Annotated in this window: 24 protein-coding genes and 2 pseudogenes; 12 read left to right on the plus strand and 14 right to left on the minus strand. The window is 66.1% G+C overall.

Annotation, left to right across the window (positions count from 1 at the left end; all coding sequences use genetic code 11):
- Positions 1–29: 29 nt before the first annotated feature.
- Complete coding sequence (locus tag ABIC16_RS01710; protein WP_354289812.1) at positions 30–1118, plus strand: alkene reductase; 1089 nt, start codon at positions 30–32, stop codon at positions 1116–1118.
- 309 nt (positions 1119–1427) lie between these two features.
- Here ABIC16_RS01710 and ABIC16_RS01715 read toward each other — a convergent pair whose 3' ends face one another.
- The 9 genes from ABIC16_RS01715 to ABIC16_RS01755 form a co-directional block, all read right to left on the minus strand.
- On the minus strand, positions 1428–2801 hold the full coding sequence (locus ABIC16_RS01715) for a cytochrome P450 (RefSeq protein WP_354289813.1): 1374 nt from the start codon (positions 2799–2801) through the stop codon (positions 1428–1430).
- A gap of 67 nt (positions 2802–2868) precedes the next feature.
- Positions 2869–3405, minus strand: coding sequence for a GNAT family N-acetyltransferase (locus ABIC16_RS01720; protein ID WP_354289814.1), 537 nt, complete (start codon positions 3403–3405; stop codon positions 2869–2871).
- A 10-nt stretch (positions 3406–3415) separates the two neighbouring features.
- Positions 3416–3835, minus strand: coding sequence for a 6,7-dimethyl-8-ribityllumazine synthase (ribH, locus tag ABIC16_RS01725; protein WP_277969783.1), 420 nt, complete (start codon positions 3833–3835; stop codon positions 3416–3418).
- The gene (gene ribB / locus ABIC16_RS01730; protein WP_354289815.1) at positions 3835–4998 is read right to left on the minus strand and encodes a 3,4-dihydroxy-2-butanone-4-phosphate synthase; all 1164 of its coding nucleotides are present in this window, start codon (positions 4996–4998) and stop codon (positions 3835–3837) included. The genes ribH and ribB overlap by 1 nt, the downstream gene beginning before the upstream one ends.
- Positions 4988–5605, minus strand: coding sequence for a riboflavin synthase (locus tag ABIC16_RS01735; protein WP_277969781.1), 618 nt, complete (start codon positions 5603–5605; stop codon positions 4988–4990). The genes ribB and ABIC16_RS01735 overlap by 11 nt, the downstream gene beginning before the upstream one ends.
- A gap of 5 nt (positions 5606–5610) precedes the next feature.
- Positions 5611–6612 (minus strand): bifunctional diaminohydroxyphosphoribosylaminopyrimidine deaminase/5-amino-6-(5-phosphoribosylamino)uracil reductase RibD, encoded by a 1002-nt coding sequence (gene ribD, locus ABIC16_RS01740; RefSeq protein ID WP_502958335.1) that lies wholly within the window; start codon positions 6610–6612, stop codon positions 5611–5613.
- A gap of 21 nt (positions 6613–6633) precedes the next feature.
- Positions 6634–6984, minus strand: a complete 351-nt coding sequence (locus ABIC16_RS01745) for a hypothetical protein (RefSeq protein ID WP_354289817.1) — start codon at positions 6982–6984, stop codon at positions 6634–6636.
- Positions 6985–7210: 226 nt separating this feature from the next.
- On the minus strand, positions 7211–7630 hold the full coding sequence (locus ABIC16_RS01750; RefSeq protein WP_354289818.1) for a host attachment family protein: 420 nt from the start codon (positions 7628–7630) through the stop codon (positions 7211–7213).
- A 141-nt stretch (positions 7631–7771) separates the two neighbouring features.
- Complete coding sequence (locus ABIC16_RS01755; protein WP_354289819.1) at positions 7772–9097, minus strand: glutamate--tRNA ligase; 1326 nt, start codon at positions 9095–9097, stop codon at positions 7772–7774.
- 141 nt (positions 9098–9238) lie between these two features.
- Here ABIC16_RS01755 and ABIC16_RS01760 point away from each other — a divergent pair, with 141 nt between their 5' ends.
- The 4 genes from ABIC16_RS01760 to ABIC16_RS01775 all read left to right on the plus strand — a co-directional run bounded on the left by ABIC16_RS01760 (position 9239) and on the right by ABIC16_RS01775 (position 13368).
- Positions 9239–10174 (plus strand): ribose-phosphate pyrophosphokinase, encoded by a 936-nt coding sequence (locus ABIC16_RS01760; RefSeq protein WP_277969776.1) that lies wholly within the window; start codon positions 9239–9241, stop codon positions 10172–10174.
- Between the two features lie 100 nt (positions 10175–10274).
- Complete coding sequence (gene sucC / locus ABIC16_RS01765; protein ID WP_131531954.1) at positions 10275–11474, plus strand: ADP-forming succinate--CoA ligase subunit beta; 1200 nt, start codon at positions 10275–10277, stop codon at positions 11472–11474.
- Between the two features lie 221 nt (positions 11475–11695).
- Positions 11696–12442 carry an electron transfer flavoprotein subunit beta/FixA family protein gene (locus ABIC16_RS01770; protein WP_354278790.1) on the plus strand — a complete coding sequence of 249 codons (747 nt, stop codon included), beginning with the start codon at positions 11696–11698 and terminating at the stop codon, positions 12440–12442.
- Positions 12439–13368: an electron transfer flavoprotein subunit alpha/FixB family protein gene (locus ABIC16_RS01775; RefSeq protein ID WP_354289820.1), complete on the plus strand. Its 930-nt coding sequence runs from the start codon at positions 12439–12441 to the stop codon at positions 13366–13368. The genes ABIC16_RS01770 and ABIC16_RS01775 overlap by 4 nt, the downstream gene beginning before the upstream one ends.
- A gap of 262 nt (positions 13369–13630) precedes the next feature.
- Here ABIC16_RS01775 and ABIC16_RS01780 read toward each other — a convergent pair whose 3' ends face one another.
- The 4 genes from ABIC16_RS01780 to ABIC16_RS01795 are packed head-to-tail and all read right to left on the minus strand — an operon-like array spanning position 13631 to position 18296.
- Complete coding sequence (locus tag ABIC16_RS01780; protein ID WP_354289821.1) at positions 13631–14842, minus strand: MFS transporter; 1212 nt, start codon at positions 14840–14842, stop codon at positions 13631–13633.
- A complete protein-coding gene (locus ABIC16_RS01785; RefSeq protein ID WP_354292236.1) occupies positions 14842–15846 on the minus strand; it encodes a histone deacetylase family protein in 1005 nt (334 codons plus the stop codon). The genes ABIC16_RS01780 and ABIC16_RS01785 overlap by 1 nt, the downstream gene beginning before the upstream one ends.
- Before the next feature lie 46 nt (positions 15847–15892).
- Positions 15893–16714, minus strand: coding sequence for a shikimate 5-dehydrogenase (locus tag ABIC16_RS01790; protein WP_277969770.1), 822 nt, complete (start codon positions 16712–16714; stop codon positions 15893–15895).
- Positions 16715–16727: 13 nt separating this feature from the next.
- Positions 16728–18296: a lysine--tRNA ligase gene (locus ABIC16_RS01795; protein WP_354289822.1), complete on the minus strand. Its 1569-nt coding sequence runs from the start codon at positions 18294–18296 to the stop codon at positions 16728–16730.
- Between the two features lie 61 nt (positions 18297–18357).
- On the opposite strand from ABIC16_RS01795, the gene ABIC16_RS01800 reads away from it, so the two are divergent.
- A complete protein-coding gene (locus tag ABIC16_RS01800) occupies positions 18358–18924 on the plus strand; it encodes a Uma2 family endonuclease (RefSeq protein WP_277969768.1) in 567 nt (188 codons plus the stop codon).
- Positions 18925–18949: 25 nt separating this feature from the next.
- Here ABIC16_RS01800 and ABIC16_RS01805 read toward each other — a convergent pair whose 3' ends face one another.
- Positions 18950–20416, minus strand: a complete 1467-nt coding sequence (locus ABIC16_RS01805; RefSeq protein WP_502958276.1) for a M23 family metallopeptidase — start codon at positions 20414–20416, stop codon at positions 18950–18952.
- A gap of 256 nt (positions 20417–20672) precedes the next feature.
- On the opposite strand from ABIC16_RS01805, the pseudogene ABIC16_RS01810 reads away from it, so the two are divergent.
- The 6 genes and pseudogenes from ABIC16_RS01810 (at position 20673) to ABIC16_RS01835 (ending at position 26484) form a co-directional block, all read left to right on the plus strand.
- A pseudogene (locus ABIC16_RS01810) lies at positions 20673–23190 on the plus strand (helicase-related protein).
- Positions 23183–23515, plus strand: coding sequence for a S4 domain-containing protein (locus tag ABIC16_RS01815; RefSeq protein WP_354289824.1), 333 nt, complete (start codon positions 23183–23185; stop codon positions 23513–23515). The pseudogene ABIC16_RS01810 and the gene ABIC16_RS01815 overlap by 8 nt, the downstream one beginning before the upstream one ends.
- 33 nt (positions 23516–23548) lie before the next feature.
- Positions 23549–23891, plus strand: a pseudogene (fdxA, locus tag ABIC16_RS01820) (ferredoxin FdxA).
- A gap of 240 nt (positions 23892–24131) precedes the next feature.
- A complete protein-coding gene (locus tag ABIC16_RS01825) occupies positions 24132–24665 on the plus strand; it encodes a CarD family transcriptional regulator (protein ID WP_010161421.1) in 534 nt (177 codons plus the stop codon).
- A 332-nt stretch (positions 24666–24997) separates the two neighbouring features.
- Positions 24998–25711, plus strand: coding sequence for a head GIN domain-containing protein (locus ABIC16_RS01830; RefSeq protein ID WP_354289825.1), 714 nt, complete (start codon positions 24998–25000; stop codon positions 25709–25711).
- A gap of 56 nt (positions 25712–25767) precedes the next feature.
- The gene (locus ABIC16_RS01835; RefSeq protein WP_354289826.1) at positions 25768–26484 is read left to right on the plus strand and encodes a head GIN domain-containing protein; all 717 of its coding nucleotides are present in this window, start codon (positions 25768–25770) and stop codon (positions 26482–26484) included.
- Positions 26485–26505 lie beyond the last annotated feature (21 nt).

Genomic DNA, 26505 nt, shown 5'->3' on the forward strand with positions numbered 1-26505 from the left:
TGCGTCACAGCAAAAGGACTTCGTGTTTTATGCCCAGCTTGTTCGATCCCATCCAGCTCGGTGCGATCCACGCCCCCAACCGTATCCTGATGGCGCCGCTGACGCGGGGCCGCTCGACCAAGGCATTCGTCCCGACCGAGATCATGCAGGACTATTACGAGCAGCGCGCGAGTGCGGGTCTCATCATCACCGAAGCGACTGGAATCAGCCGCGAAGGTCTCGGCTGGCCGTTCGCGCCGGGCCTGTGGAACGACGAGCAGGTCGCGGCGTGGAAGCCGGTCACCGAGCGCGTCCATGCCGCCGGCGGCCGGATCATGGTGCAGATGTGGCACATGGGCCGCCAGGTCCATTCCTCGGTGATCGGCATGCAGCCGGTCTCGTCCTCGGCAACCGCGACCGCGGGCCAGGCGCACACCTACGAGGGCAAGCAGGACTTCGAGACCGCGCGTCCGCTCGAGCTGTCGGAGATTCCGCGCCTGATCGACGATTACGAGCTGGCAACCCGCAACGCGCTCGCCGCCGGGTTCGACGGGGTGCAGATCCACGCGGCCAATGGCTATCTGATCGACCAGTTCCTGCGCGATAACGCCAACTTCCGGGACGATTCCTATGGCGGATCGATCGAGAACCGCATCCGTCTGCTGCGCGAAGTGACCGAGCGGGTCGCAAGCGTCGCGGGTGCCGACCGTACCGCGGTGCGCCTGTCGCCCAATGGCGATTCACAGGGTGTTGACGACAGCAACCCGACCGGCCTGTTCACCGCCGCCGCCACGGTGCTCGACACCATCGGCATCGCCTTCCTCGAACTGCGCGAACCCGGCCCCAACGGGACCTTCGGCAAGACCGAAGTGCCCAAGCAGTCGCCCGAAATCCGCAAGGTGTTCAAGGGCCCGCTGGTGCTCAACTCGGATTACACGACGGTCGCCGAGGCACAGGAAGCGATCGACTCGGGCGTCGCCGACGCGATCGCGTTCGGGCGGACCTTCATCAGCAACCCCGATCTGCCGGAGCGCCTGCGCACCGGTGCGCCGCTGGCGAAGGACGATGCCAAGACGTGGTACAGCCAGGGACCGGAAGGCTACATCGACTATCCGGCCCTGCAAACCGCTGACGCGTAAGCCCCTCCAACAGCCGCCGCGTCAGTCTTGGCGCGGCGGCCCCCTCCCCCGGATCCGTCATCCCAAACGATGGATTCCTGCCCGCGCAAAACCTCTGCAGACAGGCAATCGGACGTTTGAGCGTCACCCCGCCCCCCAAAAGCTGCCGTCATGCTGAACTTGTTTCAGCATCCACCGTGCAACAGGCACAGTCCGGACTAGTGGAGGGCTGGATCCTGAAACGCGTTCAGGATGACGGACGATTTGCAGAACTTTCGCCCGCGCGGGAATGACGGACGTGGGATGACGGCATCTACCCAACCCCAATCTCTACCCCAGCGGCACGAACCGCAGCGGCAACCCGTCCTTCGGGCGCGGGATCGGCCAGGCCTGCCATTCCGCCCCGGCCCCCGGTTCCAGCTCGATCCGATACCGGCTCAGCAATTGCGTCAGCAGGATCCGGATCTGCATCGTCGCAAAGTGCAGCCCCAGGCACATGTGCGCACCCCCACCGAACGGCACCCACGCATATTTATGCCGAGCGCGCACCGCTTCCGGCGTAAATCGGAACGGATCGAACCGCTGCGGATCGGGCCACAGCTCGGGCATCATGTGCGTGTAGGTCACGCTGACGCTGACCGTGCTCCCCGCCGGAATATGATAACCGCCGTAGTCGAACGCCTTGACCGCCCGCCGCGGCAAGGACGGCACCGGCGGAATCATCCGCAGCGCTTCCTTGAACGCCATGTCGGTCAATTCCAGCCGGTCGAGCTGGCCATAGGGCAGCGCGCCGCCATCGTTGAGCCCAAGCTCGGCGATCTCCGCGCGCAGTTTCTCCTGCCATTCGGGGTTGCGCCCCAGCAGCATGACGAGGCTGGTCGCGGACGAGGTGATCGTGTCGTGCGCCGCCATCATCAGGAAGTTCATGTGATCCGCGATCGCATCGGCGGACAGCGGTTGCCCGTCATCCCCGGTCGCGCGGCAGAATTGCGAGAAGAAGTCCTGTCCCTGCCCCGCCCGCCGCGCCGGAATCTCGCGCTTGAACAGATCGATCAGATAGGCGCGCGCCTTCACGCCCTTGCGCATCTGCGTGCCGGGTAGCGGAATGCGGATCGGCGTGACCGACGCCTGCACCTCGTCGACGAACGCCTGGTTGATGCGGTTCGCTTCCTCCCCCAGCGGCATGCCGAGGAAACTCTCGGCGGCGAGATCGAGCGTCAGTTCCTTGATCGCATCGTAGAAACGCAGCGGCCGGTCGCCCCAGGTCGCGACTTCGCGCGCGATCCCGGCGTTGAGCGTCTCGGCATAATGCCGCATCGGCTCGGGCTTGAACGCGACCGCCATCACCTTGCGGTCGGCGCGATGCTTTTCGAAATCCATCAGCATCAACCCGCGCGGGAACAGCAGGTTGAGCAGCGGCCCCCACCCCTGTTCGGACGAGAACACGCGATCGCGGTCGAACAGCACGAGTTCGTTCGCTTCCGGGCCGACCAGCGTCACGGTCGGGCCGCCGAAGGCGTTGTTGCGGAACACCGGGCCGTACGTGGCGATCATCCGCCGGCCGAACGCACCCGGATCGCGCAGCATCTTGAAGGTGTTGCCGACGAAGGGCAGCCCGTCCTCGCCGGGAATATCGCGGATCGCGGATTGCTTCTGGCGCGGCAGCCAGTGGGGGTTGGCCTTGAACGTATGCGCGTACGCCATCGTATTGCTCTCCCGCTTATTGACACGGGTATAAGTAAGCGCAGGGGTCGTGGGAAGAGGGCGTCGCTTAGCGCTTCCGCGCGCGCCATTCGGCCGCGGTCTGCCCCCACGCATCCACCGGCAGATGCGCCAGCGGCGCGGGCAAGCGTGTCGGTCCGCGGTTGACCGACCCCAGCCGGGCCGCCAGCGCGGCGGACTCGACGTTATCCGGCGCGATCGTGTGGATCACGTCGTCCCAGCCGAGCACGTCGAACGCATAGTCGATCGTCGCCACCGCCGCCTCGCGCGCGAAACCCTTGCCCGCGAATTCCCGCGCAACGCCCCAGCCGACTTCGGTTCCCGGCCACCCCTCGGGCATCCACGGTCCGACGCGCCCGACCCAGCGCCCGGTGCCACGCTCGATCAGCGAGAACATCGAGAACCCGCGGATCTGCCACGCACCCGCCATGATGCACAGCGAGCGCCACGCGGTCCCACGGTCCTGCACGCCGCCCAGATGCCGCATCGTCACCGGATCGGCGTTGAACGCATACCAGCCTTCCGCATCCTCCGCCGCGAGCGGGCGGAGGATCAGCCGTTCGGTAAACAGGATCGGCCCGTTCACCACGCGCCGCTCAGCCGAACCGGTCTTTAAGCGCGATCATCGCGAGCGCGGCCTTGGCGGCCTCGCCGCCCTTGTCCTTTTCGTCCTTGCGCGCGCGCGTCAGCGCCTGCGCTTCGTTCTCGGTCGTCAGGATGCCGTTGCCGATCGCCAGCCCGTCCATCGACAGCGCCATCAACCCGCGCGCGCTTTCGCCCGCGACGATCTCGAAATGATAGGTCTCGCCGCGGATCACGACGCCCAGCGCGACGAACCCGTCATACTGGTCGCTGTCCGCCGCCAGCGCGACCGCACCGGGGATCTCGAGCGCGCCGGGAACGGTGATCGTCTCGTGGCTGTGCCCCGCCTCTTCGATCGCGGCGCGCGCGCCTTCGAGCAGCAGGTCGTTGAGATGGTCGTAAAACCGTGCTTCGACGATGAGGATCTTGGCCATTATTCTCCGCCCGTACCGGGGATGGAACGCTCGTCGACGATCGACAGGCCATAGCCTTCGAGTCCGACGAGCGCGTGATGCGTGTTGGTCAGCAGGATCATTTCCTCGACCCCGAGCTCGGCAAGGATCTGCGCGCCGACGCCGTAATCGCGCAATTCCTCGACCTCGGGCGCGCCCGCGCCCTTGCCCTCGCCGCGCAGCTTGATGAAGCGCGTGAGCGAATCCTTCATCGGCCGGTTGATCACGACGATCACGCCCGCGCCTTCCTCGCCGATCAGTTCCATCGAGCGCGACAGTAAGCCCGACCGCTCGTTTTCCTCGCCGAACACGTCGACGAAGGTCGACATGGTGTGCATCCGCACCAGCGTCGGCTTGGCGGGGTCGATCTTGCCCTTGACCAATGCGATCGTCTCGTCGCCGGTCGCCTTGTTGTGGAAGGTCATCGCCTTCCACTGCCCGCCCCAGCGCGAGTCGAACGCCATTTCGGCGCGCTTCTCGACGAGGTGGTCGTGGCGACGGCGATAGGCGATCAGGTCGCGGATCGTGCCGATCTTGAGATTATGAAGCTGTGCGAAGGCGACGAGGTCGTCGAGCCGGCTCATCGTGCCGTCCTCGTTCATGATCTCGCAGATCACGCCCGAGGGATTGAGCCCCGCCAGCCGCGACACGTCGACCGCCGCCTCGGTATGCCCGGCGCGCACCAGCACGCCGCCATCGCGCGCGACCAGCGGGAAGACATGCCCCGGCGTGACGATCTCGTCCTTGCCCTTGGACGAATCGATCGCGACCGAGATGGTCCGCGCGCGATCCGCGGCGGAGATGCCCGTCGTCACGCCGTCGCGCGCCTCGATCGAGGTGGTGAAGGCGGTTTCGTGCCGCGTGCCATTGTGGCGGCTCATCAGCCCGAGGCCGAGTTCGTCGACACGCTTCTTGGTCATCGCAAGGCAGATCAGCCCGCGACCGTGCTTGGCCATGAAGTTGATCTTCTCCGGCGTCGCCATCTGCGCGGGGATCACCAGATCCCCTTCGTTCTCGCGATCCTCGTCGTCGACCAGGATGAACATCCGGCCGTTCTTGGCCTCGTCGATCAGTTCCTCCGGCGACGACAGGAACCCGTGGCGCAGCCGCGCGACTTCGGGACCGGACGATGGGTTAGCGGCCACGATAATGCTCCATGCGCTTGAGATACCGGGCCAGCACGTCGATCTCGATGTTGATCGGCGAACCGGCATGAAGGCTGCCGAGGGTGGTGACCGCGGCGGTGTGCGGGATCAGGTTGATCCCGACCAGCACGCGCTCGGGCTCGTCCTCAACGCTGTTGACGGTGAGCGACACGCCGTCGAGCGTGATCGACCCCTTGGGCGCGACGAACGGCGCGATGTCGGGTCCTGCCGCAACGACGACGCGGAGCGATCCGCCCTCGGTCGTGGTCGACACGACCTCGCCGATCCCGTCGACATGGCCGGTCACGATATGCCCGCCGAGTTCCTCGCCCAGCTTGAGCGCACGTTCCAGATTGAGTTTTGCGCCCGCGGTCCATTGCCCCGCAGCGGTGCGCGACAGCGTTTCGCCCGAGACGTCGGCGGCAAACCATCCGCCAAGCGCGTCGCCGCCCTTATCGACCACCGTCAGGCACACGCCCGAACAGGCGATCGACGCGCCCAGATCGACGCCCTGCATGTCGTAGCCGGTCGAAACCACGATGCGCAGGTCGCCGCGCTGTTCGACCCGGTCGATCGTGCCGATGTCGGTAATGATCCCGGTGAACATTCGCCTTATCCCCTTGCGCCCGGCGGTGCCGCGGCAGCGCGCGTCCTTACGCGCTCGTAAACCTCGAGCCGGTCGCTGCCAAGGGCGCGCGCGTCGGTCAAGCGCCAACGCCCGTGCGCGTCGGCAAGGTCGGACACGCCGATGTCCGCTATCGTCCGTCCGCCACCGATCAGGATCGGCGCGCGGTACAGCAGCAACCGGTCGACCAGATCCGCGGCGAGGAAGGCGGCGGCGGTGGCCGGGCCACCCTCGACCAGCACGTGATCGACTCCGGTGATGGCGGCAATCGCCTCGGGGGCCGACACATTTTCCCACGCGCCGGAATCACCGTCGGGATGCGCGAACGCCGGGACGCGCGACAGGATCAGGCGGCGCGGCGCGCGGTCTTCGAGCCCGGCGAGCCGCACGTCGAGCGTCGGCGCATCCGCATCGATCGTCGCGCGCCCGACGAGGATCGCTTCGTGGCGCGATCGCTCGAGATGCGCGTGCGCCCGCGCTGCGGGGCCGGTGATCCACTTGCTCGCCCCCGAGTCCATCGCCATCGCGCCGTCGAGCGACATCGCCAGCTTGAGCGTCACGTACGGGCGCTCAAGCGCAAGCCGCGTCAGGAAACCCGCCATTGCGGCGCGTGCCGCCGACTCGCCCGTCCCGACGTCGACCACGATCCCCGCGGCACGCAACCGCGCGATCCCCGCCCCGTCGGTGCGCGCGTCGGGGTCGCCCACCGCGACGACGACGCGCGCGACATTCGACAGGATCAGCAGATCGGCACAGGCGGGGCCGCGCGGCGAGAGGTGCGCGCAGGGCTCGAGCGTCACATAGACAGTTGCGCCGCGCGACTTCTCTCCGGCCTGTGCCAGCGCCATCGCCTCGGCATGCGGGCGCCCCCCCGCCTGCGTCCAGCCGCGCCCGACGACCTTACCCGCCGAGACGATGACGCACCCGACGTTCGGGTTGGGCGCCGTCCGCCCGCGCCCGCGCGACGCAAGCGCGAGCGCCGCGCCCATCCAGCGTGCATCGTCCACGGGTTAGATTCCCCAGGCTTTCAGCCCGTCATTGACCTTCTTGAACTCCGCCTTGCGTTCATCCTGGAGGCGCTTGAGCTCGGCGTCCTGCTTGGCCTTGGCCGCGCTGTCGATCTTCTGCTGCGCGATGATCTGCGCATCGGTGCGGTCGAGCCGCCAGTTCTGCACATAGATGATGTCGCGGTGATACGGCTTGGGTGGGATCCGCGATTCATAGATCACCCCCATGATCATCACATAGGTCAGCGCGAGCGCGACCCCCATGAAGCCGAGCTGATGCGGCCGCCGCGTCGTGACGTAGGTCCTCACGTCGCGGAACGCCTGCTTGGGCGAAAGATACTGCAGGAACTTCATGGGGGAGAGATAGGCGTTGGCGGAGGGTGATGCCAGCCCCGGGTATCGCGACGCCTGCCCGCTTCGCGTTGGACCGGGCAGGCGATGCCGGGGATCTACGGGACTCGAGCTTAAAGGTCGAAGCACTGCCCCGCCTGACCGCCACCCTGGGCCACCCCGGACGACAAAGGCCTGCCGCATCGCTGCGGCAGGCCCGTCTCGATCATGACGATCGCACTGCGAAGAATCAGGCCGCGTGGACCGCTTTCTCGATATCGGCGACCGAGTGACCGGTAAGGTCCTTCGAGACTTCACCGACGAGCTTGGCGCTCAGCGTCTTGTGATAATGCTTGCGCAGTTCGCCCAGCGTGCGCGGGGCGGCGATGATCACCAGTTCGTCGATCGAACCCCCCATCAGCTTCTTGTTGAGCACTTCCGCCACACCGGCGGCAAAGGCGTCCTCATCCTGCTGGCTGTCCGACGGGTTGGCGGAGCTGCTCGCGTGGCGTCCGCCCGAACCCATGTTTTCGGTCGATATGTCGCCTGTCGGCTGCTCGGTCAGCTTCAGCGAACCCGCATCGCCGGAGTTTTTGAAGAGCTTCAGATGCTCCCCGTCGACAACGGCAACGAGTGCGCCTTTTTTCAAATCGACCATGATGTCTTCCAATGACGTTTAGGGGTTGGGTGTAACCGGAGCTCAACTCCCATGCCCGCTGAACGGTTCATTTGACCCTGTACCGGGCTTGCCACACCGGGGCGACCGACCCGCAGGACGCCCGCGGGTGCGCCCCCCGAGGACCGTTCCGCCCTATTCCCCCAACCGTGCCCGCGCCCGATCCTGCCCGATCAGCGGGAGCAGCGCCTTCATGTCCGGGCCATGGTCGAGCCCGGTCAGCGCGCGGCGGAGCGGCAGGAACAGCGCCTTGCCGCTCCGCCCAGTCTCGGCCTTGAGCGCCGCGGTCAGCGCGTGCCACGGGTCGGCCTCCCACGCGATCGCATCGGTCAGCCGGGCGGCCTCCGCGAGGAAGTCCGCGTCGGCGGGGTCGCGCTCCGCCGTGATCGGCCCCTCGATCACGCGCCACCAGTCGGCGGCTTCGGCGACGGTCGTCAGATTGGGCCGCACCGCCACCCATTCCGCTTCGCCCATCCCCGCCGGAAGCCGGTCGGCGACGTGCGGGTAATCGAGCTGGTGGACGATCTTGGCGTTGAGCCCGCCGAGTTCCGCCTCGTCGAACCGTGCGGGCGCGCGGCCGAATTTGGCGAAGTCGAAGCTCTCGACCAACGCCTGCGTGTCGACCAACGGCTCGACCGGCAAGCTCGTCCCGATCCGCGCGAGCAACGCCCGCACCGCCTCGGGCTCGATCCCGATCTCGCGGAAATGCGCGACGCCGAGCGACCCCAGCCGCTTGGACAATTTGCCCTCCGCCCCGGTCAGCAGCGCCTCGTGTGCGAACGCTGGCGGGGCGACGCCCATCGCCGCGAACATCTGCAACTGGAGCGCTGTGTTGGAGACATGGTCCTCGCCGCGCACTACATGGGTAATCCCCATGTCGGCATCGTCGATCGCGGAGGGGAGCATGTAGAGCCACGATCCGTCCGCGCGGCGGATCACCGGGTCGCTCATCGTCGCGGCGTCGAACTTCTGGGGGCCGCGGATCAGGTCGTCCCACAGGATCGGCGCGTCGTGGTCGAGCTTGAAGCGCCAGTGCGGTTTCACCCCGTCCGCTTCCAGTTGGGTGCGGTCGGTATCGGTTAGGGTGAGGGCGGCGCGATCGTAGATCGGCGGGAGTCCGCGTCCGGCGGCGATCTTGCGCTTGAGGTCGAGCTCCTGCGACGTTTCATACGCGGGGTAGATTCGACCGGCTGCGCAAAGTGCGTCAAACCGCGCTTGGTAGAGCGCAAATCGTGCTGATTGGTGCTCAACTCCGCATGGAATCAGCCCCAACCAGGCGAGATCTGCGCCAATTGCATCGACGAATCGCGCCTCGCTCCGCTCCGCATCGGTATCGTCGATCCGCAGCCAGAACTCCCCGCCCTGCGCTTGCGCCCACAACCAGTTGTGGAGCGCGGCGCGGATGTTGCCGACGTGGAGGTGCCCGGTAGGGGACGGCGCGAAACGGGTGCGAACGGTCATAAACGTGGCCTACGCACCGTCGCGATCCGGGGCAAGCGCGGGACGCTTTGTCCCCCGCCCCCTTTCGCGATGCGAAAGCCGCTTCTAAGGGAGGGGCGACTTTTTTCCGCAACGCTTGGTCGAACACAGGGGCGCCCGCACATGAAGCTTTTGACTGGGAACGCCAATTTGCCCTTGGCCCGCGACATCGCCGCCTATCTCGAGATCCCGCTGACCCAGGCGAGCGTCCGCCGCTTCGCCGACGAGGAAGTGTTCGTCGAAATCCACGAGAACGTCCGCGGCGAGGATGTTTTCGTCATCCAGTCAACGGGTTACCCGGCGAACGACAATCTGATGGAATTGCTGATCTGCATCGACGCGCTGAAACGCGCGTCGGCGAAGCGGATCACCGCGGTGGTGCCCTATTTCGGCTATGCCCGCCAGGATCGCAAACCCGGCCCGCGCACGCCCATTTCGGCCAAGCTCGTCGCCAATCTGATCACCGTCGCGGGCGCGGACCGCGTGCTCTCGGTCGATCTCCACGCCGGGCAGATCCAGGGGTTCTTCGACATCCCGACCGACAATTTGTTTGCGGCCCCAGTGATGTCGGCGGACATCCTCACACGCTACGGGGATCGCAACCTGATGGTCGTGTCGCCCGACGTGGGCGGCGTGGTGCGCGCGCGCTCGCTCGCCAAGCGGCTCAACAACGCCCCCCTCGCGATCGTCGACAAACGCCGCGAACGCGCGGGTGAATCCGAAGTGATGAACATCATCGGCGAGGTCGACGGCCGCTTCTGCATTCTGATCGACGACATCGTCGACTCGGCAGGAACGCTGTGCAACGCCGCCGCTGCGCTCAAGGAAGCGGGCGCGGAGGGCGTCGCGGCCTATGTCACCCACGGCGTGCTGTCGGGCGGCGCGGTCGCGCGAGTCGAGGGTTCGGCGCTCGAGGAACTGGTGATTACCGATTCGATCGGGACGCATGAGGTGATCAACGGGGCAAAACGGATCCGCAACCTGACGATCGCCCCGCTGCTGGCGGAAGCGATCCGGCGGATCGCGGATGAAAGCTCGGTGTCGTCGCTGTTCGACTGAAGGCTTAGGGTGGAGGCTAGTCCAACCCCGCAAGGGGTGGATTCACCGCGCCCGCTGTGCTTAAGGCACAGGCAAACTCGACCTCGAAAGGCACGAACCCATGAACATCCACGAATATCAGGCCAAGGAACTCCTGGCGAAATTCGGCGTGCCGGTTCCGGCGGGCTTCTCCGCCATGTCGGTCGAGGAAGCGGTTGCAGCATCCGAGAAGCTCCCCGGACCGCTCTATGTCGTCAAGGCGCAGATCCACGCCGGTGGCCGCGGCAAGGGCAAGTTCAAGGAACTCGGCCCCGACGCAAAGGGCGGCGTTCGCCTTGCCAAGACCGCTGACGACGTTCGTGCGGCGGCGACCGACATGCTCGGCAACACGCTGGTGACGATCCAGACCGGCGATGCCGGCAAGCAGGTCAACCGCCTGTACGTCACCGACGGCGTTGATATCGCCAAGGAATTCTACCTCGCGCTGCTCGTCAACCGCGCCACCGGCCGCGTGTCGATGGTCGCGTCGACCGAGGGCGGGATGGACATCGAAACCGTCGCGCACGACACGCCCGAGAAGATCCACGCGATCGACATCGACCAGGCGACCGGTTTCCAGCCGCATCACGGCCGTGCCGTCGCAGCAGCGCTCGAGCTCAAGGGTGATCTCGCCAAGCAGGCTGCGAACGTCGCGTCCAAGCTGTATGACGCGTTCATGGGCACCGATGCCGAGCAAATCGAGATCAACCCGCTCGCGGTGACCGAGGACAACAAGCTCCTCGTGCTCGACGCGAAGGTCGCGTTCGACGGCAACGCATTGTTCCGCCACAAGGACCTGCTCGCGCTGCGCGACGAGACGGAGGAAGATCCCGCAGAGCTCGAAGCGTCGAAGTACGACCTCGCCTACATCAAGCTCGACGGCGACATCGGCTGCATGGTCAACGGTGCCGGTCTCGCGATGGCGACGATGGACATCATCAAGCTCAACGGCATGTTCCCGGCCAACTTCCTCGACGTCGGCGGCGGCGCGAACAAGGAGAAGGTCACCGCGGCGTTCAAGATCATCCTGAGCGATCCGGCGGTGAAGGGTATTCTCGTCAACATCTTCGGCGGGATCATGCGCTGCGACATCATCGCCGAGGGCATCGTTGCCGCGGCGAAGGAAGTGAACCTCTCGGTGCCGCTGGTCGTCCGCCTCGAGGGCACCAACGTCGAGAAGGGCAAGGAAATCCTCGCTTCCTCGGGTCTCGCGATCGTTCCCGCGAACGACCTTGGCGATGCCGCCAAGAAGATCGTCGCCGAGGTCCAGAAGGCCGCCTGATTCGGCTTCACGTCTCGAAAACAGGGGGGCTGGACGGAAACGTCCGGCCCCCTTTTTCGTTTGGAGGGCGTGGGCTTTGGTTAAGCCGGGCAAATGCCGTTACGGCAATGCGGGATTTCCATACCGGACTTGCGAAAAGCACGGAAAATAGCCATCTGATCGCCAGATGCACCGCCCCAAAGCCGGGCGGCGAACGCAATCGACCTTGGAAGGGATAGCCGATGAAGGTGCTGGTACCGGTCAAGCGGGTGCTTGATTACAACGTGAAACCCCGCGTGAAAGCGGACGGGACGGGCGTCGATCTGGCGAACGTCAAGATGAGCATGAACCCGTTCGACGAGATCGCGGTCGAGGAAGCGATCCGGCTGAAGGCGCAGGGCGTGACCGAGATCGTCGTCGTCTCGATCGGCGAGCAGAAGTCGCAGGAAACGCTGCGCACCGCGCTCGCGATGGGTGCGGACCGCGCGATCCTCGTCGTCAGCGATACCCGCGTCGAGCCGCTCGGCGTCGCCAAGATTCTCGCCAAGATCGTCGAGGAGGAACAGCCCGACCTCGTCATCCTCGGCAAGCAGGCGATCGACGACGACAACAACCAGACCGGCCAGATGCTGGCAGGCCTGCTCGGCTGGGGCCAGGGCACGTTCGCGTCGAAGGTCGAGATCGCCGACGGCTCGGTCAACGTGACGCGCGAAGTCGATGGCGGGTCGGAGACCGACACGCTCAAGCTGCCCGCGATCATCACCACCGATCTTCGCCTTAACGAGCCGCGCTATGCGTCCTTGCCCAACATCATGAAGGCCAAGTCCAAGCCGATGGCGAACAAGACGCCCGCCGATTTCGGTGTTGACGTCACGCCACGGATCACGACGCTCAAGGTCGTCGAGCCGTCCAAGCGGTCGGCCGGGGTCAAGGTCGCCGATGTCGACGAACTGGTGATGAAACTCGCAGCGATGGGGATTTCGAAGTGAAGACGCTCGTTTGGGTCGAACATGACGGCAGCGCCGTCAAGGATGCCACGCTTTCCGCGGTGACCGCGGCGAGCAAGCTTGGCGAAGTCCATCTGCTCGTCGTCGGCCAGGGGCTCGACGCGGTCGCTGCGGCGGCGGCGAAGATTGCGGGTGTCGGCAAGGTCCATGTCGCGGACGACGCGGCATTCGCGCATGCGCTCGCCGAGAACGTTGCGCCGCTGATCGTGGAGCTGATGGGCACGCACGACGCGTTCGTCGCGCCGTCCACCACCCACGGCAAGAACATCGCGCCGCGCGTCGCCGCGTTGCTCGACGTCATGCAGATCAGCGACATCCTGTCGGTCGAGAGCGAGGACACGTTCACGCGCCCGATCTACGCGGGCAATGCGATCGCGACGGTCCAGTCGTCGGATGCCAAGAAGGTCATCACCGTCCGCGGTACCGCCTTCGACAAGGCAGCTACCGAGGGTGGCTCGGGCGAGATCGAGGCGGTTGCGTCGACCGGCGACAAGGGGCTTTCGACCTTCGCAGGCTCGGAAATCGCGGCGAATACGCGGCCGGAACTGACCAGCGCGAAGATCATCGTCTCGGGCGGCCGCGCGCTAGGCTCGGGTGAGAAGTTCCATGAACTGATCGATCCGCTGGCCGACAAGCTCGGGGCCGGCGTGGGCGCGAGCCGCGCCGCAGTCGACGCGGGCTACGCGCCCAACGACTATCAGGTCGGCCAGACCGGCAAGATCGTTGCGCCGGAAGTCTATGTCGCGGTCGGCATTTCGGGCGCGATCCAGCATCTTGCGGGGATGAAGGACTCGAAGGTCATCATTGCGATCAACAAGGACGAAGACGCGCCGATCTTCCAGGTCGCCGATATCGGCCTGGTCGGAGACCTGTTCAAGATCCTGCCGGAACTGACCGGTAAGCTCTAGCCCACAACACTTTCTGTCGTATTCGGAACGGGCGGCCTAATGGGTCGCCCGTTTTAGGGTGTTTTGATGACATTCCCGATTGTGGGTCTGTAAAATACTCGGCATGTACCATCTGTTGCTCGGGGGGGCAGCGTGTGCGAGTCGGCAGGTTCAGCGAATCGTTCGCGCGCCACGCGTGGGGGGCTTCGCGTCAGAGCAGCGCACCGGTCCGCTGAACCTCGGCTCTCGTACCATCGTCTGGGCATGATTCTGCAGCATCCGCCTAGAATCGACTGGTTTGCGACGAATCCTCCAACGGCATTACGCGGCGCAACATCAGTGCGATCGTGAGCGCCGCGCCTGCCAACGCCAGGCAGAACACCGTGACGCCAGGCCAACCCGCGCGAGTCCAGGCAATCCCGCCAGCTGATCCGAGCACGCTCGAACCGGCGTAATAGAAGAACAGGTACAGCGCCGCGCCCGCCCCACGATGGTCGCCCGCGCGGCGGCCGACCCAGGCACTGGCGACCGAATGCGCGCCGAAGAACCCGATCGTCACCGCAGCGATCCCGCCGACAACTGCCCAAAGCGGCGCGGCGGCGGTCAGCACGATCCCCAGGATCAGCAGTGCAACCGGCATCCAGAACACTTGCCGACGGCCGAGCCGTCCGGCCAGCCCGCCGAACCATGCCGAGCTCACTGAACCGAGCAGGTACAGCAGAAAGATTGCCCCGACTGCGGCATGCCCCAGTCGATAGGGCGGCGCCATCAATCGGAATCCTGCGTAATTGTAGAGCGTGACGAAGACCCCCATCAGCAGGAATGCCTCGGCGTAGAGCAGTGGAAGCGCACGGTCCGCAAACAGCGCACGCGCGATCTGCCATCCGCCACCGCGCTGCCGCGCCCGGATGCTGAAACCACGCGATTCTGGGGCCAGCCGCCGGAACGCTTCCGCCATCGCCACTCCCGCCAAACCGACGATCACGAGTGCCCAGCGCCAATCTGCAATGTCCGCAAGCAAGCTGACCCCGAGGCGACCCGCCATCCCCCCGATCGCGCTGCCCGCGATATACAGTCCCATCGCCGAACCGACCGAAGCCGCATCGACCTCTTCGGCAACATAGGCCATCGCAACGGCGGGAACGCCTGAAAGCGCAACGCCGGTCGCAAACCGCAACACCAGCAACGTCGTCCAGTCGGGAACGATCGCGGTTGCAAGGCTGGACACGCCTGCCAGGAACATGGCTGCGACCATCATCTGCCGCCGTCCGATCCGATCCGACACCGCCCCAGCGAACAGGATTCCGACTGCGAGCGGGCCGGTGGCAAGCGAGACCGCAAGGCTCGCGCCCTCAGCAGGCAGCCCGAATTGCCGAGCGAACACAGGAAGCAACGGCTGGACCGAATACAGCAGCGAGAAGGTGGAAAATCCTGCGAACAGCATCGCCAGTGTCAGCCGTTGGTACCCGGCTGTCCCCTTCGCGTAGCCCGGCATCAGAACCCCGACAACAGGCTCGCGACGTTCGCGCCGAGCGCATCGACTCCGTATCCGCCCTCCATCGCAATCACGCTCGGCCAGCCGCAGTCGGCGATGTCCCGCGCAAGCAGAGCATAATCGTCGGTTGTCAGCTTGAAATGCGCGATGGGGTCGCCTTCCCACGTGTCCGCGCCGAAACTGACGACGAGCAGGTCGGGCGCAAATTTTGCGATGGCGTCCAGTGCCTGAGCTTGCGCGCGACGGAACGGCGCAAGGCCGGATCCCTGCGGCAGCGGCAGGTTTAGCGTCGTGCCTTGCCCCGCACCCGCGCCGGTCTCGTCGGCATGACCCCAGTAGAACGGGTAATCGCGCGCCGGATCGGCATGAACGCTGGCGTAGAACACGTCACCGCGATCCCAGAAGATGTCCTGTGTCCCGTTGCCGTGGTGATAGTCGATGTCGAGGATCGCGACGCGCTGGCGTCCGGCATCGCGTGCCGCCTGCGCGGCGATCGCGGCGGTGTTGAGGTAGCAATAGCCGCCGTAATAATCCGCGCCCGCATGATGGCCGGGCGGACGGCACAAGGCGAAGGCGGCGCGATCACCGTCGAGCACCGCTTCGGTCGCGGCGAGGACGCTTTGCGCGCTCCAATAGGCCGCTTCCCAGCTCTCCGCGGTCAACGGCGTGGAGGTATCGAAGCTGTATCGACCGACTTGTCCGTCGATCCGCTCGAGCTTGAGTGATCGGCGCCCGACGACGGGCCAGACATAGCCCATCGCATCGCCCGGCCGCCCCGCCGCGGTCCAGCGGGCGGGTCCGTCGCGCAGGAAGGCGAGATAGTCGTCATGATGGATCGCCCGGATCGTTGCGTCACCGCGATCCTGCGGAATCTCGGCGCCACCGATGGCACGAAGGATCGTCTCGGCACGCGATGGCGTCTCGGCATGGGCGGTGAAACCGCCGTTGTGGAGCTCCTGCGCCGGCGCATGGGCGAGTTGTCCGGGAGAAAAGAATTTACGCATCATATCTTTTTTGGTCTCGCGCGCTGGCGGCTCGGGCTGATCCAGCTCATGTTTGCGCGCGCGCAAATGCTGCCGCATCGGCAATCTGTCCGTCGTCGGGCGTGACCCCGGTGTACAGTACGAACTGGTCGAGCGCCTGCAGGGTTGCAATCTCGGCGCCTGTGATCACCCGCTTACCCGTTGCCTTGGCTGCGCGCAGCAACGGTGTCTCGGGCGGATATTGCACGACATCCACCACTATGGTGCTCGCCGCGATCATGGCTTCGGGAAAGGCAAGCGCATCGGCATCGCCCCCGGTCATGCCGATCGGCGTAACGTTGATCAGCAGCCCCGCGGGGACGTCGGGTAGATCTGCGTGCCAGTCGAACCCGTACAGCTCTGCCAAGGGTGCGCCCGCCGCGGCATTGCGCGCAACGATCGTACCTTCGCGAAACCCTGCGTCGCGGAGCGCCGCCGCCACCGCCTTCGCCATCCCGCCCGACCCGCGCAGTACGAAGCGAGTCGCCGGGTCGATGTCGGCGATCAGCCGCGCGACCGCGGCATAATCGGTATTGTGTCCGGTCAGCACACCATCATCATTGACGATCGTATTGACGCTATCGATCGCCGCAGCCGAAGGCGCGAGACCGTCCAGCAGCGGAATTACGGCCTCCTTGAACGGCATCGAGACCGCGCAACCGCGAATGTCGAGCGCGCGAATCCCGCGCACTGCCCCCTCCAGGTCGCGTGTGGAGAACGCCTTGTAGACGAAATCCAGCCCAAGCGTTTCGTACAGCCGGTTGTGGAAGCGTGTCCCGAAATTGCCCGGGCGCGCCGCCAGCGACATGCACAGCCGCGTATCGCGCCCGATCAGCGGTTTGGTTGGCATGATGCGTCCTCCCTCAGTCTGCGAGCGCCTCGGCGATCAGTGTGCGGGTGTTGTCGATCCCGTAAAGCGCGATGAAGCTGCCCATCCGCGGCCCTTGCGAAGACCCGAGCAGCGTTTCGTACAAGGCGCCGAACCAGCTGCGCAGCGGATCGAACCCGCCCTCGTTACCGATCGCATAGACGACGTTCTGCAAGTCGACTGCCGAGGCATCCGCGGGTGCTGCGGCGAGATCGCGATCGAGCCGTTCGAGCGCGGCGACCTCGATCCCCACGGGCTTGCGCCGCTGGAGCGTCGGCGCGACGAAATCGCGGTTGTACGCGAGCGCATGGCCGATCAGCGCGTCGAGCTCCGGCGGAATGTCGCCTTCGACGTAGTTGCTCAGATAGCCGCGCACCTGCTCCGCCGTCGCCCCTGCGCCGAGCACGCCGACGAGGTTGAGCAACAGCCCGAACGTCACCGGCGGGGTCGTCCCCGGCACCGCGCCGTCATGGATGTGGTGCACCGGATTGCCGAGCTTCTGCTCGACCGGAAGCGCTGCATATTTCCCGCGGAAGTCGAAATAGTCGTCCACCGCGCGTGGGATGACCCCGACGTGGAGTTGCTTGGCCTTCTTGGGTTCGCGGTAGGCGAAGAAGGACAGACTCTCCTGCGTGCCGTAATCGAGCCACTGCTCGAGCGTCAGGCCATTGCCCTTCGACTTCGAGATCTTCTCGCCCTTTTCGTCGAGGAACATCTCGTAGATCAACCCTTCGGGCGGGCGGCCGCCGAGCACGCGCGCGATCTTGCCCGATTGCACGCCACTGTCGATCAAATCCTTGCCGTACATCTCGTAATCGACGCCCAAAGCGACCCAGCGCATCGCCCAGTCGACCTTCCATTGCAGCTTGGCGTGACCGCCGAGGATCGATTGCACCAGCACCTCGCCGTCGCTGTCGGTGAAGCGGATCGTGCCCTCCTCGACATTGACGACCTCGACCGGAACCTGGAGCACGACGCCGGTCTTGGGGCTGATCGGCAGGATCGGCGAATAGGTCGCGGCGCGTTCCTTGCGCAGCGTCGGGAGCATCACACCCATGATCGCGGCATAATTGCGCAGCACGCCCTTCAGCGCATCGTCGAACACCCCGGCTTCATATTGCGAGGCGGAGGAGATGAATTCATATTCGAAACCGAACCGATCGAGGAAATCGCGCAGCATCGCATTGTTGTGCGCGGCGAAACTCTCGAACTTTTCGAACGGATCGGGAATGCGGCTGAGCGGCTTGCCGAGATGCTCGGTCAGCATCGCCTGGTTGGGAACGTTGTCGGGGACCTTGCGCAACCCGTCCATGTCGTCGCTGAATTCGATCAGCCGGGTCGGCGCATCCGACAGCGTCTGGAATGCGTGGCGCACCATGGTCGTGCGCAGCACTTCGTTGAATGTGCCGATATGCGGGAGCCCCGAGGGACCGTAGCCCGTTTCGAAGATGACGGGGGCGCCACCGGGCTTGCCGTCGGGATACCGCTTGAGGAGTTTGCGCGCTTCCTCATAGGGCCAGGCTTTGGACTCTTGGGCGGCGATGCGGAAAGCGATGTCGGTCATGCGCCAGCGTTTGCCGCTTTAGGGGGGCAAGCGCAAATGCTATGCTGTTTGCGCCATGAACATGACGATCCCCGTGAACGTGCCGCGTCCGGTCAAGCTCCGGATCGAGGACTTCGAGGTGCTCGATCGCGCGGGCGCGTTCGCCGATTTTAAAAAGGTCGAGTTGATCGAGGGGATGATCGTCGGAATGAGCGCAGAATTCCGTCTGCATACCTTCGTCAAGAGTCAGCTCATGTATCGGTTGCAAGCTGCGCTGGAGGCGGCGGGATCGCGCTTCTGCGCAGTGGTCGAGCCGACGCTGGCGCTGCCGCCGTACAACCTGCCCGAGCCAGACGTCGCCGTCGTCAATGCACCGATGGAACGGGATTACTTTCGGATCGAACATGTCGCCCTGGTGATCGAGGTGTCGGATTCCACGCTCGCCAACGATCTTGGCGCAAAGCTGGCGCTGTACGCACGACACGGCATCCCGGAATATTGGGTGATCGATCTCGCGGAGAAGATCGTCCATCAATTCTGGATCGCGTCGGTCGAGGGGTTTTGCGAACGTCGGTCCATCCCGCTGGATGGGGCCCTCCCCGTCGCCACGATGCCAGATCTGGAAATCGACGGTACGCGGCTGGTGTGACCCCGCCGGCGGACGCTTCGGTGCGCTATGCGCCGGGTTTTACCGCGAGCAATCCTGAAACCTTGGCACGGAACGCTCGCATCTGCTCGCCCGACAGTGTTGCAACGCTGGAGAAGGAGAAGCCGCGTGGGTTGACCGCGACGCCGTTCCGCAACACTTCCCAGTGAAGATGCGGTCCGGTCGACAGCCCGCTGTTGCCAGAATAGGCGATCACCTGCCCCCGCGATACGCGCTGACCGGCGCGCACTGCGAACCGGCTCAAGTGGCCGTAGCACGTCACGATCGCGCCGCCGTGTGCCATCTTGAGGAAATTGCCATACCCGCCGCTCCGCCCGGCGAACGCTACGACCCCGTCGGCGGGGGCGTGGATCGGCGTGCCGGTGGCGGTGCCGATGTCGATCCCTTTGTGCATGCGCGAGAAGCCCAGCAGCGGATGGAAGCGCATCCCGAAGCTGGAGGTCACGCGCGCCATCGACACCGGCATCGTGAACTGGCCCTGCCGTTCGGCTTGTCCCGATGCTTCATACCAGGTGCCGTCGTTCCACTGGACCAGCTGCGTCTTGCGTCCGGCGTGGCCGAGCCCCGCGAACAGCAACTTCCCGAGTTGCGTCTCGCCAGTCGCGGCGCGCTGGCGCTCGACAATCAAGTCGTAGGTGTCGTTCGAATCGATCTGTCCAACCGCGACCTTGCTCGCGATCGCCTTGATGTAGCTCTCCACGGCGCGGATGGGGACGCCCGCCGCGCGCGCCGAGCGGTAAAGACTCGACCCGACGGTTCCAGTGATCCGCAGCGGCGTATCGTCGACCGCGATCGCGTGGCGCTCCATCACCAACCGGTCGCCGACGCGTTTGACATCGAGCGCGAGATCGAACCGCGCGCGCAGGGACAACGCCTCGAGCGGGCGCGCCACGCTGCGATTGGGGCGGCGACCGAGTGTCATCGGAATCTGCGTGCCGGGCTTCAGCGTGTCGAGCGGCACCGTCGTCGCGACGAGCGCGACCGTATCCTGCGCGTCGCGTTCGGACAGGCCGGCACGCTGCAGCATGTCACCCAGGCTGTCGCCGTGGCCGACGGTGGCGGTGCGTTGTTCGATCGGGCGTTCGGGCGCTTCCGCAAGCGGGCGGACGAGATCGTTCGACGCCATGTGCCGCCCGGTATCCGCCCCCCAGGCAAGCGGCGCGATCATCTGCGCGCGCGCTTCCTCGCGGTCGGTGCCGATCATCGGCGCGGCGGTCTGGCTCAGTAGTGGGGTGGTGAGTGGCGGAGCGATGGCGAAGGCTGTGACGCACAACGCGGCGCAGGTCGCGGCACCGCGCCACCAGTCGCGCGAGCCAATCCGCGTTCCTAAATCCGGTACCCAGTCGACCTGCGCGGCGGCGGCGCGCAGCCGTTCGACCCGGCCGGACTGTGGCATCGGCGCGATCGCCCGCCCGAAGGACAGCGCGCTAGTGCCGCCTGCGTTTTCAATGCCGTGCGCAGTAGGTACAAACAAGGCTGGTTCGCCCCCGAAATCCGTGATGCGCTGCCTGATCCCGCCCCGCAGCGTCGGGCCAGAGGACTGTGCCGAGCAAGTGCTAAAGTCAAATTAACTGCCGCCGACGATCGCAGTCGATGCGGCCAACCGTTCGAGGCGCACGACGGCGGTTTGAACGCGGTCCCCCAGATGGCGCTATCCCATGATCGTGGGGTGATTTTTCGCGTGCTGGGTGGTTGCGCATCGTGCTTGGGGACGCGATGTTGGCTGGGTCATGCAACGCCACCACGACAGCGCCGTCACTGCGGTGCTCGGGCCGACCAACACCGGCAAGACGCATCTCGCGGTCGAGCGGATGTGCGGCCATTCCAGCGGCATGATCGGCTTTCCGCTGCGTTTGTTGGCGCGCGAAGTCTATGACCGGGTCGTCAAGATCAAGGGCGAGAACCGCGTCGCCTTGATTACCGGCGAGGAAAAGATCGTCCCAAAAGACGCAAGATGGTTCCTATGTACCGCCGAATCGATGCCAGTTGACCGCGATTTAGCATTCGTTGGCGTCGATGAAGCGCAACTTGGCGGCGATTTGGAACGGGGTCACGTCTTCACCGACCGCATCCTGCGCGCCCGTGGCCGCGAGGAGACGATGCTGCTCGGGTCCGAAGCGCTGCGTCCGATGCTGAAGGCGCTGGTCCCCGGAGTCGAGATCATCAACCGCCCGCGCTTCTCGACGCTCAGCTATGCCGGCGCGAAGAAGATCAGCCGCCTTCCGAAGCGCTCCGCGATCGTCGCATTCAGCGCGGAGGAAGTGTACGCGGTTGCCGAGATGCTGCGGCGCCTGCGCGGGGGTGCTGCGGTGGTGATGGGCGCGCTGTCCCCGCGCACCCGCAACGCACAGGTCGCGATGTTCCAGGCGGGCGAGGTCGATTATCTGGTCGCGACCGACGCGATCGGGATGGGGCCTCAACATGGACGTCAACCATGTCGCCTTCGCCAGTCTCAACAAGTTCGACGGCCATCGCCAGCGCCGTCTGACCGTCGCCGAGATGGCGCAGATCGCGGGGCGGGCCGGGCGGCATCAGCGCGACGGGACGTTCGGCGCGCTGGTCGAGGAAGGGCCGGGTGCGTTCGCGCCCGAGGAAGTGCTTGCGATCGAGGAACACCGTTTCCCGCCGCTCGAGCATCTCTACTGGCGCCAGGGCGAACCCGATTTTGCGAGCGTCGACGCGCTGATCGCGAGCCTGGAGGCCAAGCCCGACAACCGCAGGCTGCGCGCAGCGCCGCAATCGGTCGATCTCGCGGTGCTCAAGCGGATGGCGGAGGAAGACTGGGTGCGCGCGCGGACACGGCATCCGGCGATGGTCGCGCGGCTATGGGCGGCGTGCGGGCTTCCCGATTTCCGCAAGCTCGGCGTCGATCCGCATACCCGCTTCGTCGCGCGCGTGTTCGGGCATTTGAGCGAAGGGCAGGGGCATATCCCGCACGCTTGGTTCGCGGCGGAACTGGCACGGCTCGACACTGTGGTTGGCGATGTCGAGACGCTTGCGGGCAAGATCGCGGCGGCGCGCAGCTGGGCGTATATCGCCAACCGCAAGGATTGGTTGGCCGATCCGGCGCATTGGGCCGAACGCGCGAGCGCGGTCGAGGAACGCCTGTCGGATGCGCTGCATGCGAGCCTGACGCAGCGCTTCGTCGACAAGCGCACCACGCTCCTGATGCGGCAGATCGGCGCGGATCCACGGATGCTGCCGGTCACGATCGGTCCCGAGGGCGAAGTGATGGTCGAGGACCACGCGATCGGGCGGCTCGACGGTTTCCGCTTCACTGTTGCTGCGGATGCGCGGGCGAACGACAAAAGGATGCTGCTGGCGGCGGCGGAGCGGCGATTGGGCGACGAACGCGGCAAACGCGGGCTCGCGCTGGCCGAGGCGGCGGAGGCCGACCTGTCGCTCCGCACCGAGGCGGGGGAGGTGCCCGTGCTGCTGTGGCGCGGCTTTACCGTTGCCACCTTTGCGCCCGGGCAGAGTCTGGTGCGCCCACGCATCGTGCTGGATCGCGCGCTCGACTGCCTCGACGTCGCGCTGCGGGCGAAGATCGAGCAACGGCTGCGGACCTGGTTCGGCGAGGCGGTCGCGCGGGCGCTCCCGGGGCCGATATTGCTCGACACGGTCCAGCGCGATCCTGCCGCGAGCCCCGCGTCGCGCGCGGTCGCGGCGGCGCTGGTCGCGGGGGGCGGGATGGTCGCGCGGAGCGATGTCGCCGCAGTCCTCGACACGCTCGACGGCGTCGCGCGCAAGGCGTTCCGCCGCGCGGGGGTGACGATCGGCGCGCTCGACCTGTTCGACCCGCGCTTGCTCAAGCCCGCCGCCGCACGGTGGCGGCGCGCGTTGTTCGCGATCCGCAACGGGGGGATGGTGGCGGAGGGACCACGTGAGGGCGCGAGCGTGCTGCTGCGCGGTGTCGTCGGCGCGACGCTCGCGGACGGGTATCGCCCGATTGCGGCGCAGGCTGTGCGAGTCGACCTGATCGAACGGATCGCGCGCGCGGCGCACGATGCGCGCGGGGCGGCGGGGCGCCAGCCGTTCGCGCTCGATCCAGCACTTGCGCTGTCGATGGGGCTGACCCCGCCGACGATCGAGAAACTGATGGCCGGGTTCGGCTTCCGCCCGGCGCCTGCCGCTGCGAATGACCCGACGCAGCGCTGGGTATGGCGCGGCCTGCCTACCGTTCGTCCCGTCGCCGCGCCACGCGGCACGGCCTTTGCGGCGCTCGCCGATCTGGCGGTGCATGGCTGAAGCCTTCCCCCGCGGCCCGAGCATGCGGCTCGATTGTTTCCTCTGGTTCGCCCGGATCGTAAAGACGCGCAGCATCGCGCAGGGAATGGCCGCCAGCGGGCGGTTGCGGATCGATGGACGCGCGGTCGATCGGCCCGCCGCGGCGGTGCGGGTGGGCAGCGTGCTCGCTTTCGTCACGCCATCGGGCAGAGTGCGCGCGATCCGCGTCGAATGCCTTCCCGAACGCCGCGGTCCGCCCGACGCGGGCCGCGCCTGCTATACCGACCTGATCGAAAATGACCGAACAGGCACTGCAATCATTGACGGGGCGGGCGCTCGGGCATAGCAGCGTCGGGTTCGTTGCTCCGGGAGTTACCTAATGACCTACGTCGTCACCGATGCCTGCATCAAGTGCAAGTACATGGACTGCGTCGAGGTGTGCCCGGTCGACTGCTTCTACGAGGGCGAGAACATGCTGGTGATCAACCCCAGCGAATGCATCGATTGCGGCGTGTGCGAGCCAGAATGCCCCGCCGAAGCGATTCTGCCCGATACGGAAAGCGGTCTTGAGCCATGGCTCGAACTCAACACGACTTTCTCGAGCCAGTGGCCCAACGTCACGCGCAAGGCGAACCAGACGCCTGCCGACGCGGACGAGCACAAGGGCGAGACCGGCAAGTACGACAAATTTCTTCTCGGCGGAGCCGGGCGCAGGCGATTGATCGGTCGCTCAACCGGTATTCCCAGGTCGGCGCACGCGTAAGCGTGCCCGCGCGACGCGTGGCGCGACCTTTGTCTGGTAATTTTATTGCGACTGTGTTAAAAGGGTGACGACGAGCGGTGCCTGCGGCGCCACTCGGCACGGAGACGTACCAACCCATCACCCTTGCGTGCGCTGATGCAGCTTTGCTGCGAGAAGTGCGTTGCACCGGGATACCCGGTCCACAGAAAGGTCCAACGGAATGGCTGCCAAGGCGCTGTCCTTCGACGTCGGCGATTATGTCGTTTACCCAAAGCACGGCGTTGGCCGTGTAATCGAGCTCCAGCGGCAGGAAATCGCCGGGATGCAGCTCGAACTCTATGTTCTGCGGTTCGAAAAAGAGCGCATGACGCTGCGCGTACCGACCAACAAGGCGGAAAGCGTCGGGATGCGCAAGCTTTCCAGCGACAAGACGCTGCGCGAGGCCCTCGAAACGCTGACCGGCAAGCCGCGCGTCAAGCGCACCATGTGGTCGCGCCGTGCGCAGGAATATGAAGCCAAGATCAATTCGGGCGACCTAGTGTCGATCGCCGAAGTGGTCCGCGACCTGTTCCGTGCCGACGACCAGCCCGAGCAGAGCTATTCCGAGCGGCAGATCTTCGAAGGCGCGACCAGCCGCCTCGCGCGCGAACTCGCCGCGATGGAGCAGGTCGACGAGCCGACCGCGCAGGAAAAGATCCTCGAGATTTTGCGCAAGGCGGCGGCTATCCACAACAAGGACAAGGCTCCGGCCTAAGGTTCTTTGCGAATACCGTGGTTTGAAGAGGGGCGGCCGGCGACGGTCGCCCCCTTTTGTTTGGGGTGGAGCGGCGTTTGCGGGAGACCTCTCCTGCCGTTAGACTGGCGAAGCGAACAACGCCCGTCTGCGTGGTTCGTCGGTGTATTTGCAGCGTCATCCTGCATGCGTTTCGAAGTCCCACCGCGTCGCGCTGGCGGTCCGCGCCCATTGCGATGTGGAGCCCGAAACAAGGTCAGCATGACGGGAGCGGCGGTCAACGGAACCCGTCCGACGCGGGTTGCGCCAAACGATATATGGTGTACTAACACGGCAATACACAGGAGATAGGTATGCGCAGTCTGTCTTTGATCGCCGTCCTGGCGCTTGCCGGGTGTTCCGGCACCAGCGATGCGGCCGAGCCGGCCGGCTCCACAACGACGCGTACTTTTGCCCTTAGCGACTTCCGTGCGATTGCGCTTGGCGGATCGGACGATGTCGACGTTCGCGTCGGGACCGGCTTTTCGGTCCGCGCGCAAGGCCCCGCCAGCGACCTGGCGCAATTACGGATCGTCCGCGACGGCGAGACGCTGCGGATCGACCGCAAGCCGCGGCTCGTGATCGGCTGGGTCAGTACGCGCGGGGTCAAGGTCTTCGTGACGATGCCGCAAATCGTCGCGGCCGAGATCGGCGGATCGGGCACCATGACGATCGACCGGGTCGAAGGCAGCAGCTTTACCGCCGCGACGACCGGGTCGGGCAATCTTCAGATCGCGGCGCTCGCGACCAGCCAGGCAGTGCTGGCGACCCGCGGCTCGGGGACCATTGCGGCGAAGGGCAGCATCGACCGCATCGCGGCCAAGGTCAGCGGTTCGGGCGAGATTGCCGGGCGCGGGTTGAAGGTGCGCGACGCCGTGGTGTCGGTCGCCGGATCGGGCGGCCTGCGGCTTGACGTGAGCGGCGCGGCAACCGGCTCGGTCACGGGATCGGGTGATATCGACCTGGGCCGACCGGCACGCTGCACGATCAGCAAGGCCGGATCGGGTGAGGTCCGCTGCGGCGGCTGATCGTCTTTGCGACCCGACGCCTTGCGTGATCGCGTGATCGCGGCGATGCCTGGGGGATGACCGCCATTCGCCTGCTTGCGCTGCTGCTGCTTTTTTCGCCCGTCGCCGGATTGGCGGCACCCGGCAGGTCCTACGTCGTCACCGATTTCGATCGAGTTCGCATAGACGGGCCGTTCGACGTCGCGCTGACGACCCGCGCACCGCCCTCGGCGCACGCGGACGGTTCGGCGGACGCGAGCGACGCGCTCGACATCCGGGTCGAGGGGCGCACTTTGGTCGTCCGCGCAGGAAGCCGCGGCTGGGCGGAAGTCCCGCGGCGCGGCGGCGCGCAACCGCTCGTCCTTCGGCTGGGGGTGCCGATGCTGCGCGGCGCGACCGTCGTCGGCGGGGGGCGGCTGGTGGTGGCCGGTCCGTTCCGCGCGCAGCGGGTCGACCTGCAGGTGACCGGGAGTGGATCGATCGCGGCACCTGCGCTCGATGCGGACGAAGTCACCGCGACGCTGCTCGGATCGGGCGCGATGACGCTTGGCGGGCGTGGGGGGCGCGTGCGGTTGCTGACCAGCGGGACGGGGGGGATCGACGCCGCCGCGCTGCGGAGCGACGCGCTGACGGTGCGGCTCGACGGATCAGGGACGATCACCGCGACCGCGCGCTACACCGCCGATGCGACGAGCACGGGGTTGGGTGCGGTGACGATCTACGGCAAGCCGACGTGCCGGGTTTCGCGCGCGGCGAGCGGGCCAATTCGATGCGGGGTGGACGCGGCGCCGTAAGGGGGAGGCGCCGTAAAACCT

Source organism: Sphingomonas sp. PvP055 (genome assembly GCF_040546365.1).
In the GTDB taxonomy this organism is placed as follows: domain Bacteria; phylum Pseudomonadota; class Alphaproteobacteria; order Sphingomonadales; family Sphingomonadaceae; genus Sphingomonas; species Sphingomonas echinoides_A.

What these genes read in the sequence shown, in the direction of transcription:
- ABIC16_RS01785 (WP_354292236.1), bottom strand. Translation starts at nt 15,846, where the DNA reads ATGCGTAAATTCTTTTCTCCCGGACAACTCGCCCATGCGCCGGCGCAG.
- ribD (WP_502958335.1), bottom strand. Translation starts at nt 6,612, where the DNA reads ATGGGCGCGGCGCTCGCGCTTGCGTCGCGCGGGCGCGGGCGGACGGCG.
- ABIC16_RS01715 (WP_354289813.1), bottom strand. Translation starts at nt 2,801, where the DNA reads ATGGCGTACGCGCATACGTTCAAGGCCAACCCCCACTGGCTGCCGCGC.
- ABIC16_RS01790 (WP_277969770.1), bottom strand. Translation starts at nt 16,714, where the DNA reads ATGCCAACCAAACCGCTGATCGGGCGCGATACGCGGCTGTGCATGTCG.
- ABIC16_RS01735 (WP_277969781.1), bottom strand. Translation starts at nt 5,605, where the DNA reads ATGTTCACCGGGATCATTACCGACATCGGCACGATCGACCGGGTCGAA.
- ABIC16_RS01755 (WP_354289819.1), bottom strand. Translation starts at nt 9,097, where the DNA reads ATGACCGTTCGCACCCGTTTCGCGCCGTCCCCTACCGGGCACCTCCAC.
- ABIC16_RS01780 (WP_354289821.1), bottom strand. Translation starts at nt 14,842, where the DNA reads ATGCCGGGCTACGCGAAGGGGACAGCCGGGTACCAACGGCTGACACTG.
- ribH (WP_277969783.1), bottom strand. Translation starts at nt 3,835, where the DNA reads ATGGCCAAGATCCTCATCGTCGAAGCACGGTTTTACGACCATCTCAAC.
- ABIC16_RS01710 (WP_354289812.1), top strand. Translation starts at nt 30, where the DNA reads ATGCCCAGCTTGTTCGATCCCATCCAGCTCGGTGCGATCCACGCCCCC.
- ABIC16_RS01760 (WP_277969776.1), top strand. Translation starts at nt 9,239, where the DNA reads ATGAAGCTTTTGACTGGGAACGCCAATTTGCCCTTGGCCCGCGACATC.
- ABIC16_RS01800 (WP_277969768.1), top strand. Translation starts at nt 18,358, where the DNA reads ATGACGATCCCCGTGAACGTGCCGCGTCCGGTCAAGCTCCGGATCGAG.
- ABIC16_RS01815 (WP_354289824.1), top strand. Translation starts at nt 23,183, where the DNA reads ATGGCTGAAGCCTTCCCCCGCGGCCCGAGCATGCGGCTCGATTGTTTC.
- ABIC16_RS01835 (WP_354289826.1), top strand. Translation starts at nt 25,768, where the DNA reads ATGACCGCCATTCGCCTGCTTGCGCTGCTGCTGCTTTTTTCGCCCGTC.
- ABIC16_RS01830 (WP_354289825.1), top strand. Translation starts at nt 24,998, where the DNA reads ATGCGCAGTCTGTCTTTGATCGCCGTCCTGGCGCTTGCCGGGTGTTCC.
- ABIC16_RS01745 (WP_354289817.1), bottom strand. Translation starts at nt 6,984, where the DNA reads ATGAAGTTCCTGCAGTATCTTTCGCCCAAGCAGGCGTTCCGCGACGTG.
- sucC (WP_131531954.1), top strand. Translation starts at nt 10,275, where the DNA reads ATGAACATCCACGAATATCAGGCCAAGGAACTCCTGGCGAAATTCGGC.
- ABIC16_RS01795 (WP_354289822.1), bottom strand. Translation starts at nt 18,296, where the DNA reads ATGACCGACATCGCTTTCCGCATCGCCGCCCAAGAGTCCAAAGCCTGG.
- ABIC16_RS01770 (WP_354278790.1), top strand. Translation starts at nt 11,696, where the DNA reads ATGAAGGTGCTGGTACCGGTCAAGCGGGTGCTTGATTACAACGTGAAA.
- ABIC16_RS01825 (WP_010161421.1), top strand. Translation starts at nt 24,132, where the DNA reads ATGGCTGCCAAGGCGCTGTCCTTCGACGTCGGCGATTATGTCGTTTAC.